This window comes from Shewanella phaeophyticola (assembly GCF_025398315.1).
Taxonomy (GTDB): Bacteria; Pseudomonadota; Gammaproteobacteria; order Enterobacterales; family Shewanellaceae; genus Shewanella; species Shewanella phaeophyticola.
In genome coordinates, this window is record NZ_JAODOQ010000001.1 from 1494751 (window position 1) to 1507389 (window position 12639).

The 12639-nt window shown below is 40.2% G+C and carries 10 protein-coding genes; all 10 read left to right on the forward strand.

Features of this window, described 5'->3' with window-relative positions; genetic code table 11:
• Positions 1–7 precede the first annotated feature (7 nt).
• The 10 genes from N4T56_RS07075 to N4T56_RS07120 all read left to right on the forward strand — a co-directional run bounded on the left by N4T56_RS07075 (position 8) and on the right by N4T56_RS07120 (position 12638).
• Positions 8–2569, forward strand: coding sequence for a transglutaminase family protein (locus N4T56_RS07075; RefSeq protein ID WP_261732719.1), 2562 nt, complete (start codon positions 8–10; stop codon positions 2567–2569).
• A gap of 250 nt (positions 2570–2819) precedes the next feature.
• The gene (locus N4T56_RS07080) at positions 2820–4358 is read left to right on the forward strand and encodes a circularly permuted type 2 ATP-grasp protein (protein WP_261732720.1); all 1539 of its coding nucleotides are present in this window, start codon (positions 2820–2822) and stop codon (positions 4356–4358) included.
• A 28-nt stretch (positions 4359–4386) separates the two neighbouring features.
• Positions 4387–5340: an alpha-E domain-containing protein gene (locus tag N4T56_RS07085; RefSeq protein WP_261734767.1), complete on the forward strand. Its 954-nt coding sequence runs from the start codon at positions 4387–4389 to the stop codon at positions 5338–5340.
• Positions 5337–6215: a transglutaminase family protein gene (locus tag N4T56_RS07090; protein ID WP_261732721.1), complete on the forward strand. Its 879-nt coding sequence runs from the start codon at positions 5337–5339 to the stop codon at positions 6213–6215. The genes N4T56_RS07085 and N4T56_RS07090 overlap by 4 nt, the downstream gene beginning before the upstream one ends.
• A gap of 65 nt (positions 6216–6280) precedes the next feature.
• On the forward strand, positions 6281–7735 hold the full coding sequence (locus N4T56_RS07095; protein WP_261732722.1) for a circularly permuted type 2 ATP-grasp protein: 1455 nt from the start codon (positions 6281–6283) through the stop codon (positions 7733–7735).
• A gap of 1 nt (position 7736) precedes the next feature.
• Positions 7737–8690 (forward strand): alpha-E domain-containing protein, encoded by a 954-nt coding sequence (locus N4T56_RS07100; RefSeq protein ID WP_261732723.1) that lies wholly within the window; start codon positions 7737–7739, stop codon positions 8688–8690.
• Between the two features lie 690 nt (positions 8691–9380).
• Positions 9381–9824, forward strand: coding sequence for a DUF3859 domain-containing protein (locus N4T56_RS07105; RefSeq protein ID WP_261732724.1), 444 nt, complete (start codon positions 9381–9383; stop codon positions 9822–9824).
• 216 nt (positions 9825–10040) lie between these two features.
• Positions 10041–11246, forward strand: a complete 1206-nt coding sequence (locus tag N4T56_RS07110) for a class I SAM-dependent methyltransferase (RefSeq protein WP_261732725.1) — start codon at positions 10041–10043, stop codon at positions 11244–11246.
• 245 nt (positions 11247–11491) lie between these two features.
• Positions 11492–12112: an FIST N-terminal domain-containing protein gene (locus tag N4T56_RS07115; protein ID WP_261732726.1), complete on the forward strand. Its 621-nt coding sequence runs from the start codon at positions 11492–11494 to the stop codon at positions 12110–12112.
• Between the two features lie 43 nt (positions 12113–12155).
• Positions 12156–12638, forward strand: coding sequence for an FIST C-terminal domain-containing protein (locus tag N4T56_RS07120; protein WP_261732727.1), 483 nt, complete (start codon positions 12156–12158; stop codon positions 12636–12638).
• Position 12639 lies beyond the last annotated feature (1 nt).

The following is a 12639-nucleotide window of genomic DNA, read 5'->3' on the forward strand; positions in this document are numbered from 1 at the left end:
CTCTGGTTTGTTTGCCGGAGAAGGACATATTCCGTTAGCATGTACTCCCGAACCTAGCGCCGCAGCACCAGTGACGGGTGGGATAGATGAGTGTGAATCTGAGTTCAGTTTTTATAATAAAGTGACTCGTGTACATGAAGACCCGCGCGTAACCAAACCTTATTCAGAAACGCAATGGACATCAATTAATCGTCTCGGCTTACAAGTTGATAAAGCCTATGACGAGTACGGCATACATTTGACCATGGGGGGTGAGCCGACGTTTATTTCTATTGATGATATGGAACATCCACAATGGAATACAGAAGCCGACGGTAAAGAAAAAAGGGCATTAGCGCAAAATCTATTTGTCGAAATGAATAAAGTGTTTACTCAGGGTGGTTTTACCCATTATGGCCAAGGAAAATGGTACCCAGGCGAGCCTTTACCGCGTTGGCAATATGCTTGCTATTGGCGTAAAGACGGCGTGGCATTATGGCAAGATGCGAGTTTTCTCGCTGACCCAAATAAAGATTATAAATTAGATCATACCGACACAAAAAGGTTTGCAGAGACATTTTGCGAACTGATCGGCATTGATAATAAAGCCTTAACCACCGCGTACGAAGACATTCTCTACCATTTATGGCAAGAAGCCTCATTACCGGTTGAAATAGTACCTAAACAACCAGAATTGCTGCATGCCATGAGCCGTAAAGGTCTACTCGAAAAAATGGAGCGTGGCATTGAAAAACCCGTTGGGTATGTGGTGCCACTGCAATGGAATGATAAACGTCATTGTTGGCAATCTTGCACTTGGGAATTTAAGCGTGGCCATTGCTTTTTACTCCCCGGAGAGTCGCCATTAGGCTATCGCTTACCGCTAGACAGCCTTGAGTGGTCAGGTAATATTATTGACCGCGATCCTTATGATATTCCTGATTTTTTTACAAAGACGAAAAAAATTAAAAAAGGCTTTATTGGCAAAGAGATGATAAAAACCGCGCTGGCCTTCGAGGTAAGAGAAGGGCGTTTATATATCTTTATGCCACCGACAAGTCATTTCGAACATTACATGGGATTATTAAATGCTATTGAAGCGGCAGCAAAAGCGCTTAGCATGCCGGTTGTGATTGAAGGTTATAGTCCGCCTAAAGACAGTCGCATCGAAAAATATGCCGTAACCCCCGACCCAGGTGTGATTGAGGTGAATATTCATCCTTCAAATTCTTGGCCGCAGTTAGTTGAAAGAACCACCACGCTATACGGGCTAGCTAAAGCATGTCGTTTAGGCACTGATAAGTTTATGGCCGATGGTCGCCATACGGGTACCGGTGGTGGTAACCATGTGACGTTAGGCGGCGAAACCCCTGACCAAAGTCCTTTTTTACGCCGACCAGATATTTTACGTAGTTTTATTACTTACTGGCAGCATCACCCTGGGTTGTCATATTTATTCTCTGGTTTATTCATTGGCCTAACCAGCCAGGCACCTCGTGTTGATGAGGCGCGTGATGAAGTGCTCTATGAGCTTGAGATTGCATTTTCACATATGCCAGAAGGTGAAGTGCCGCAACCTTGGTTAGTTGACCGTTTGTTACGTCATTTACTCGTCGATTTAACCGGTAATACGCATCGAGCGGAATTTTGTATCGATAAATTATATTCCCCTGACTCATCGACTGGTCGTTTAGGCATTGTAGAGTTTAGGGGCTTTGAAATGCCGCCTCATGAGCAAATGAGTCTAGTACAAATGCTTTTACTGCGTACTTTGCTGGCTTGGTTTTGGAAAAAACCGTACCACAAACCATTGATCCGATGGGGAACAGAATTACATGACAAATTCTTATTACCACAATATGTCGAAAACGACTTAGCGCAAGTCTGTCGAGACTTGCAACAAGATGGTTTTCAGTTCCAATTTAACTGGTTAAATCCATTTTTTGAATTTAGGTTTCCTGTTTGTGGTACGCGTGAGCTTGATAACGTGACGTTAGAATTAAGAACCGCCATTGAACCCTGGCATGTGCTCGGTGAAGAAGCGAGTGCTTCAGGCACCGCGAGGTATGTTGATTCGTCATTAGAAAGGGTACAAATAAAAGTCAAAGGCAGTATAGGTGATCGTTATGTGGTGACTTGTAATGGACGTCATGTGCCACTGAAACCGGTAAAAGGTAACGCAAAAGATGAACAGTTTGCCGGCATTCGATATCGAGCATGGCAGCCACCGTCAGCATTACATCCAACCATTGGCGTACATGCTCCGCTGGTTTTTGATTTGATTGATACCTGGGAAGGTCGGTCGTTAGGCGGTTTTGTCTATCATGTTAGTCATGCGGGAGGGCGAAACCCTGAAACATTGCCTGTTAATGCCTTTGAAGCAGAAGGGCGCAGAGTGGCACGGTTTTGGGAGCATGGGCATACGCCGTCGATATTACCATCGGATCTGCCAAGTTGGCTGCCATCTGCGGTGACTCATCGATTTGAAGCTGCTGAAAAGGTCAGTGAATTTGTGGTGCCAGAGGTTGAAAGTATCAATCCAGATTACCCCAATACCCTGGATTTACGCCGACAACCTAAGTTTAAGTAATCATAGCGATATTTGTATCATTCCACGGTAAATAATTTTAAAGTGGAATGATACAGGGGCGACTGACTTTTTATGACTACAGCGTCAAATGACGTTGTTTTAATCTTGTTTTGTGACTGAGTGTAAAATGATTGTAGTCTTATTTTGGGTCTGCAATTCACAGACTCAACAGCCCCTCGTGACCCTATGCATTTATCACGATTTGTCATAGATGAGTGTGATTATTGATGTTAAAACGGAGCTCGTTCAATTGTATATTAACAATAGCACTATGGCTGAATTGCCTGACTGGCTTTTTAAATACCTAAATACATCACATGCTCATGACGAACTCGCCAATCACAGCGGTAAGAGTCCAGATCATTGGGACACCTTATTCAATGGATTATCTAGCTTAACAGCAGAAGATGTCAGTGAACGCGCTATCGAAATCAGCCAATTATTTCAAAATGGCAATATTAAACTCGACAGAAACCAAAAATGGCATTTTGATCCCTTACCCTTTATGTTTTCCAAAAATGACTGGGCTTTATTGGAAGCAGGCATAAAGCAAAGGACATTATTACTTAATAAAATTCAACAAGATATTTATGGTGAGCAAAAGTTATTGCTCGATGGACATATTCCTGCTCAGCAACTATTTCAAGATAATAACTATCTGCGAGAAGGGTTTAACCTGCCTCAAAATGAACTCAAATTGTTTTTTACCGCATTAGATATTTACCGTGCTCCTTCTGGCGAATTTAAAGTGTTAGTCGATCACTGCCAGTGTCCATTGGGGTTAGGTTTGTTGCTCGAAAGCCGTATTATTGCGCGGCGTGTGATGGCTGAAGAGTTTGCTGAATGCAATGTTCAACAGATTAAAGGCTTTTTGAAGCGATTTACTGATGCTATTAACGAATATACCCGCTACATGGATGACCCAAGGATTGTTATTCTCACTCAGGGAGTCGATGATCCCAATTATAATGAACACGCATTTTTATCAACTTACTTTGGATATACCCTAGTACAAAGTGCCGACTTAACCGTGCGCCATGGTGAAGTGTGTTTAAAGTCCTTACCTGGCTTAGGTAAAATAAACGTGATTCTTCGGTGGATACCGGATCGCAGCATTGATTCGTTAGAGCAAACTGAATACTCACTACACGGGATCCCCGGGTTACTTCAAGCGGTAAGAGAAGGCACGGTTAAAGTATTAAACCCATTTGGCAGCGGCGTATTGTCATCACCCGCGATTCAATGTCGACTCGATGAGTTGTCTCACCACCTTTTAAACGCGCCTTTGCTTATTGGCGAGCCAAGTCATTATGACCTTGAACAAGCAAAAAACCTCGATTGGAGTCTGCTTGAATTAGTCAGTTATAACGATAAACATTTTAAACTCGACGGCGCGAGTGAAGCAGATAACATTCGAGTGGCAATTAATGATCATCCCGATGCGTATTTTTTTCAAGAGAAACCAGTATTTAGCTGTGCACCTTTTTGGAGTGAAGGCAAGCTGGTGGCCAAACCTGTGGTGTTTAGATGTTATGCATTAACCACAGAAAATGGGGTAGAAGTCCTGCCTTCAGCCTTATGTTTTTCTAACGAAAACGATAAAGACCCGAGTGTGTCGGGTTGGCTTAAAGACACCTGGATAAATGCCGTAGATAACCTTGTGGCGGGTGCCCATAATATACCAGCTCCCGTGAAAAAAAGAATGGATGTGACTCTACTAGAGGGAGTCGTTTCTAGCCGCACTGCAGAACATTTATTTTGGCTGAAGCCGCTATCTAGAGCGCAGTGAAAACACGATTCGCATCTTACGTATTTTTATCGACAGATATACTGAACTGGCCATTTATCCCAGTACCATGCGCCGAAATATTGTCACGCGACTATTAAGTGCTATTAAGTCTCAGCATATTGTTTACCCTTATATTGAACCCACTGACATCGGTGATGAATATGAGCCTAAGCAGGCTAAACAAATGGCTTTTCAATTACTTGCAGATGAACAATGTGCAGGGAGTATTATTAATACTCTAACTTATTTGTTTAATGCCACGTTACAAATACAAGAGTTGTTGTCCAATGACAGTCGCCGAATTATCGAAGACATTAATGATCAAATTCAAAAGCTTAAGCGTGTAGCGGTTAATATCTCTGCCCGTGGAATGCAAAGCAGTTTAGATCAGATCATTGGGTCTATTATGGCGTTTAACGGATCTATTACTGATTGTATGCCTAATAGTAATGGTTGGTTTATGTTAGAAATCGGCCGCAGAGTTGAACGCAGTATTCAAATTAACTCACTCACTGCGACGCTATTGTCTGAAGAAACCCTTGAGACAGAAGAACTTGCCATATTAGAAGCGGTATTGAGTTGTCAGGTGAGTTTGGTCACTCACAAACGCCGTTATCGCATGTACCAAAGTATTGGAACCGGTATCGAATTATTGATGTTAGATGCTGAATATCCGCGTTCATTATTATATCAATTAGAACAAATTGATTTACTTTGCCAAAATCTGCCGATTAAACGGCGCCCCGGGGTCATATCGGCACATGAAAAAGCCATTTTACTCTCTAAAACGACGTGTTATTTAACCGAGAAAGATTATTTACAACACAGTGTCGAGGGGCAGCGTAAGCAGTTAATGGAGTTTAGCCATAATATTCGAACCAATTTGAATACGTTTTGTGATGTATTGCTAGTGCAGTATTTCTCTCATACCCAAACGGCCAGTAAATTAAACTGGTCTAATATTGAGCAAATTCAGTCGTGAAATATAAAATTAAACACTCAACTACATATCAATATGCTGACTTTGTTAGTTTGTGTCAGAATCATGCTCGATTAACGCCAAAAACTATTCGTGGCCAAATTTGCCATAGCAGTCGGATTGAAATTACCCCTCCAGCGAGTTACATACAGCAATTTACCGATTACTTTGATAATACCGTCACAGTGTTTGAAATCACTCAGCAACATAATATGCTCACTGTAACCATGGTGAGTGAAGTCGAATTATTAGTCAGTAGCAATGACAATTTAAATAAAGTGGATATGCCTTGGACTAAGGCGCGCGATTTATTAAATAAACCGACAACACATGAATTGTTAAAAGCCTCCGAATTTGTCATGCCATCACAACATACGCCAATCGATGAGATGGTTAAAGCTTATGCATTGGTGTCATTTAAACCAGACGTCAGTTTACTTTCTGCTTGCAAAGATTTAATGGCACGAATTTTTCATGAGTTTTTATATGATCCTGGTTTTACAACCATAAGCACACCTTTAAGTGTTGTATTTGCACAAAAAAAGGGCGTTTGTCAGGATTTTGCCCACTTTGCGTTAGCGTGTTTACGTAGCATGGGGTTAGCAGGAAGGTATGTGAGTGGCTATATCGAAACATTGCCACCAGAAGGTGAAGAGAAGTTAGAAGGCGCTGATGCAACCCATGCCTGGTTTGCGGTGTTTGTCCCTAATTTTGGTTGGGTCGATTTTGATCCAACAAATAATGTATTACCTAAAGAACAACATATTACTTTAGCGTTCGGTCGTGATTTTTCTGATGTCACCCCTCTTAAAGGAGTGGTATTTGGTGGTGGTAATCAGCTACTTGGTGTAGCAGTGGATATGATTAGATTAGATTAGATTAATTTGCATCAATTCTATCACTTCATATTCGGTATGACTTAATGGTTTATAGGCGGAAGTGTATGAAAATTGATTGGAAAGCGTACAACACCAAAGGGTTTTTTGATGAATTAATTGACGGCCAAGGAAACGTCAGATTACACGGACAAAAATTAGCTCAATTTTTTGCTAATCTTTCAGCAGATGAATTAAAAAAAGCCAGATCCGTGGCAGATTTAGCCATTAAAGAAATGGGCATTACTTTCACTGTTTACAATGAAGGTAGCATGATAGATAGAGCGTGGCCTTTTGATATTATCCCTCGTACGATTGGCAAAAGTGAATGGCAAAAAGTCGAACTGGGTTTAAAGCAACGTGTTGAAGCGTTAAATCTGTTTATTGATGATTTGTATCATGATCAAAAGATCATTAAAGACGGTGTATTTCCAAGAGGCTTACTCGAAAAGTCGGTTAATTTTCGGCAACAGTGTGTCGGGATTAATCCGCCAAATAACATTTGGGCACACATATGTGGTTCTGATTTAGTCCGCGACGGTAAGGGCACTGTGTATGTATTAGAAGATAACTTACGCGTTCCTTCAGGTGTCTCTTATATGCTCGAAAACCGTTCAGTTATGAAGCGGGTTTTTCCCGAGTTATTTGAGCAAATGTCTATTTTGCCTATCGATGATTACCCCTCGCAATTGTTTGACATGTTAGCTGCCATGTCGCCTCGTCCACAGGACAAACCTGAAGTGGTTGTATTAACCCCTGGGGTATTTAATTCTGCTTATTTTGAACATTGTTATCTTGCTCAAGAAATGGGCTGTGAATTAGTAGAAGGTCGGGATCTTGTTGTTGAAAAAGATGATTGCGTCTATATGAGAACCATTACCGGTTTGCAACGAGTGGATGTGATTTATCGTCGTATTGATGACTTGTTTTTAGACCCAGAAGTTTTTTTACCCGATTCTCAATTAGGCGTACCCGGATTAATGCGAGCATGGTCTAAAGGGAATGTCGCGTTAGTTAATGCGCCTGGAGCAGGGGTGGCAGATGACAAGGTGGTTTACGCCTATGTGCCAGAAATTATTAAATATTACCTTGATGAAGCCCCTAAAATCGAAAACGTGCCAACGTATAAGTGCCTTGATGAAAAAGAATGCGATTATGTGATTAAGAACATTGATAAGTTAGTCGTTAAGCCTGCAAATGAATCGGGGGGATATGGTTTATTAATTGGGCCTAAATCCACTAAAAAAGAACAACAAATTTGTATTGAACAAATTAAAGCAGACCCTCGTAATTGGGTTGCTCAACCGACGTTAAGTTTATCTACCGTCCCAACTTTCGACGGCCTTGAACCTGATGGGCGGCATGTTGATTTAAGACCCTTTATTTTATCATCGGGTAAGGATGTTCAAATCACAACTGGCGGATTAACTCGAGTTGCGATGAATAAAGGCTCCTTAGTGGTGAACTCATCTCAGGGTGGCGGCAGTAAAGACACATGGATTGTTGACGAAGAGGTGGAATAATATGCTATCAAGAGTGGGTGAAACCTTATATTGGGTGTCTCGTTATATTGAACGTGCTGAAAATGTTGCGCGGGTCATTAATGTAAACAATATGTTGTTGCTGGATTTGCCAAAAGGTGTGTGTACTGGTTGGGAATCTTTAATAGATATTATTGGTGCACGACAAGCTTATTTAGAAAACAATGCCGACTTCTCGGAGGTAAAAGCACTCAAATACTTATTAATCGGTAAAGATAATCCCTCTTCAATCTTAAACTCTATTATATCAGCGCGAGAAAGTGCTCGAACCATTAGAGATGTCATACCAAGAGATGTTTGGGAAGAGATTAACTCGTTATATTATTATGTTAAAAATAATCAAAGCGAAGGTTTGAGTAAGCGTGGCCGTTTTGCTTATTTAAAAAAGATTATTGAGTCTGCACACCTTATATTTGGTACGTTAAACGCGACGATTAATCATGACAACGGTTATATTTTTATTCAATTTGGCTCAATCATTGAACGAGCTGATATGTCATCGCGAATTTTAGATATTCGCTCAGAAACACTGATTACTAATGAAGAAGCAAAACCTTATGAAAATATACAGTGGATCAGTTTATTGCGCTCACTAAGTGCATATCAAATGTACCGTCAAGAAATGGGAGTGAGAGTGCAACGTGCTGATGTCATTGAGTTTGTGATGCACAGTGAAGTGTTTCCGCGTTCAATTTTATTTTGCTTAAATGAAATGAAATCGTTAGTTGAGCCACTGGTTAATTCGACAGCTATTATTGCTATCATTGATAATGCGAGAGATGATCTAAAAAATAAAAATGTTAGGGAGCTTAAAAATGGCTTTTTGCATACTTACGTTGATGAAATACAAATAAAGTTAGCGGCAATTCATAACGCATTGGCTGAGTCATATTTTTTAAAATTACCTTCTCAAACACAATCTCAATCACAAGGTTAGTTAAGTTTGTTTAGCGCCAGTAAAACAATACTGGCGCTTGTATTTTGTGTTTGTCATGTCGCCTACTCCGAAAATCCTGATATCAGCCCCCGAATGCTTTTTACCCAGCGATGCCATCATTAATTTAATGTGCCGATAGCTCTACGTTAACAACTACTAAATACTGTAACTGTGTTTTACAACAGAACAAGGTAGTTAATTCGATCGCTTTGTGCTTTTTGTTAGCGCCGGTATGGGTCACCACAGTGCCTAAGATGCGTCACAACATAACTCAATACAACAGACTAAACGTTTGCATCAATCTTGATGGTATCAGGTCGGATCCTTTAGATTAATGCCCTTTCAACCATGCTAATCATCACAAGAAGGTAAGTAAGAATGAGCGATGTTCAGAATTATATTCGTGGTGGTTATGCATACTATAGATATAAAGGGTTTTCTCATTCGAGTTCGGTTTCCATGATTTTACTTTCATCATTAGATTTATTTTTACAATGTTACCCATGTTGTGTTGATTTTTTGCAAGCTTTTATGGGTATATTGTTATTTGTTGCTTTGCAAAAAATGTAAAAAATACGAGTTTGATTTTGTAAGCTATATAGATTCAAAGTACGTTAGGTTACATTGTTATGTCACATACCTTTTGATTGCGACATTCATTATTGTTCGATTGTTTATTTAAAGGGATTTATGAATAAGTTTATTGTGTGTTTATTTATTTTATTCTTGTCTGCCTGTGCCACTATTCCTAAACAACAAGTAGAGAAGGGGTTTAAGGTTGAGTTTGGTTACATCACTGACGTTGATGGGGCTTATGTCATCAGTCCTAATTTAAAAATAATATCAAAGGATGGCGTTCCTCTTAATCGGTTTGGGGTTAGAGTTGAAAACATCGATAAAGTAAGTTACTCATTGGGCTACTATATTTTTAAGTTTAACTCTGTCACTGAGAACTATGAAAAATTCGCAGTAGAGGGGTACTGGATAATTAAGCCGCCGATGAATTTAGAATATGAAGCTTTTTTATTTGAAGATAAAAAGCCGTTCTTCCCTGGTGCATATCAGTTTGTTGTTATAGTCGAAGAACAAATTTTGCAAGCCATAGCGTTTGAAGTGGTAGATAGCGACCTTTAGGCACATCTATCCATGTCACTACCTGTGGTTTTCTGATGATGAGCGGAGCCCGTTAGTTACTCAAGATAAACTAATCCAAATCAATAGGGGAGTCGTACCCGCGATATGGTGTAGAATAGGCCTTCATAATCAGTCGCAAGTGATGCACTTGGATCAGGTGTACTAGGATCATTTGTGTCATGCCGCTTTAAATTATTTACTGTAAACGAGATATCAATGTCAAACGTAACTTCCCTTGAACTTAATGACTTTATTCATCAATGCGTTAGCGCGTTAACTGACAACACCTTGCAACGTTTAGTGTTTTCAAAATACCGTGGCGAAGATAAAGAGCTAGCACGCATTGCAGTGCGCACTATTGAGCTTAAAGGTCAGCGACTTGCGTCTTGTTTATACGAATACCGTACTAATCATATTACCAAAAATATTGAACTCGTTGATGCTGGAACCCTTTGCCAGCAGTGGTTAGGGAAAGATTTTCAAAGCGCACATTTGATTACCAATGAGTGGGAAGTACAGTTGAGTATCAGTAAAAAGGGTAAAGTGTTAATCAATAAATACCGCAATAAGAATGCGCCTAAAACCAACGACAAGCAGGTTAGCAGCGATGACACTCTGTCACACAATCGAGCCAAAAAACGCTTTGTTGAACAACATCGTCCTTACTTACGCGAGCTCGGTATTACGGATGCAAAAGGCGAGATTATTCCGTCGATGTCACGAAAGTGGAAGCAAATCAATAAGTTTATTGAAGTGCTATCTCGTGCCATTGACAACACTGGCTTGGCTGAAAAAAATGAAGTGCATATTGCTGATTTTGGCTCGGGCAAGGCGTATTTAACTTTTGCCGTGCATGATTATTTTACTGATAAGCTACGCGTAAACACGCAAGTTACTGGGGTTGAACTTCGTCAGGGATTGGTTGATTTGTGCAACCAAACCGCGTCAAAGTTAGCGTTAAACGGAATTAAGTTTGAGCAAGGCGATGTACAGCACTTTAAAGCTCAGGGCATTAACATCATGATTGCTTTGCATGCGTGTGATATCGCTACCGATTATGCACTGCATATGGGGATCCAAACAGGTGCGGAAATTATTATGTGTTCGCCTTGTTGCCACAAGCAAATTCGTCCACAAATGAAAAGCCCTGCTATGTTAGCACCTTTGTTACAACATGGTATTCACATGGGGCAAGAAGCTGAAATGGTCACCGATGGCTTACGTGCATTATTGTTAGAAGCCCATGGCTATGATACCCAAGTTTTTGAATTTATTTCACTCGAGCACACCAGTAAAAACAAAATGATTTTAGCGCAAAAACGTAAGCAACCACGCGATAATAGCGCTATTTTAAAGCAAGTTGCTGACATTAAAGCGTTTTATGGCATTAAAGAACAATGCTTAGAAACCTTGTTAAGCTAAGTGGTTAATGTCTTTGATTGAGGGGGAGGTTGTCGCTATTATTAGTTGGGCGACCTTTTCAACATATTGAGCCAGGATGGTGCAATATTTTATGGTATAACACATGGATAAAAAGTAGTTTTTATCCATTATTTATAATGGTTTAGTGTGACTTTAACCACAGTTAGCCATAGGTGGTATAGGTATGCTTATAAAATAAGCTATGATTATTAAGCCATTTAATGATAGGGAACTTCAAATAAATAATGACTGTCATATTTACCAACATTGAATTTTTAGATGACACCACTGAAGAAGATGTTGTTGCATTGATAGCACAAACTGTCAGCAAAGGTGCGCAATACATTTTAGTGGTCATTGGCAGTCAGTCATCTATATGCATTGAATCAATGCCCGCGATAGCCGCATCTACTCCAGTTCCCTTAAATGCCTGCGTTATCCCAGGCGTGGTGTTTGACCGACACTACAGCTATAGCGGCATACTGATATTGGGGTTTAAAGGCGCCATTACCAGTCTGCTTATTCCTGATATTGGTGCCAGTCACGAAGTATTGTGTCAACAGTTACAACAGTTTGTGGTGACCAATGGTACTTATGGTTCTGCGGGTATTTTTGTAGATGGTTTAAGTCATGCTGTTGAACCATTTATTGCCACAGTATATGAAAATTTAGGCTGTGACAGAATTTTAATTGGCGCGGGTGTTGGCGATCTTAATCGCCCTTCCAATGTGTGCATTGCTAATAAGCACGGCTGTTATCGCAACGCGGCAATTATTTTTTGTTATTCTAATTCCTATAAACTGCAAGTTGAAGGTAAACACGATTTGCCTCAAGTCGCTGTAGCCATACTTAGTCACCGAAGCTAATGCCAACCTCATTCATAGCTTAAATTATCAACCTGCGGCGGCAGTGTTTAGTGATGCGATTTCAACCGTCAGTGGTTTTAAGATTCCTCAAAATGAAATAGATCAACATATAAACAGTTATCCTTTTGGTTTAAAACAATTAAATGAAGAGCATTTAGTTAGAGATATTATTGCAGTTAAAGGCAATAGCCTTGTGTGCGTGGGTAACGTTGCTGAAAATAGTTTGGTGTATATTCTCAATGCTACCAAGGATATTTTAATTTCAGCGGCAAGTGATGCAGGAAAGCAATTTTCACAAAAACTATTGCCGGCAACAGAAGCACAAATGGGCTTTGTGGTGTTAATTGACTGCATTTCGCGCGCGCTATACTTAGGTGATGATTATCAATTAGAGTTAGATGCCATTTGTGAGCAATTGCCACAGGGTAAAATTCTTGCAGGGGCATTATCCATTGGTGAAATTAAAAATACTCGCCAGGGTACTATTCAGTTTTTAAATAAAACCATAGTGCTGGGAGGCTTGTAAA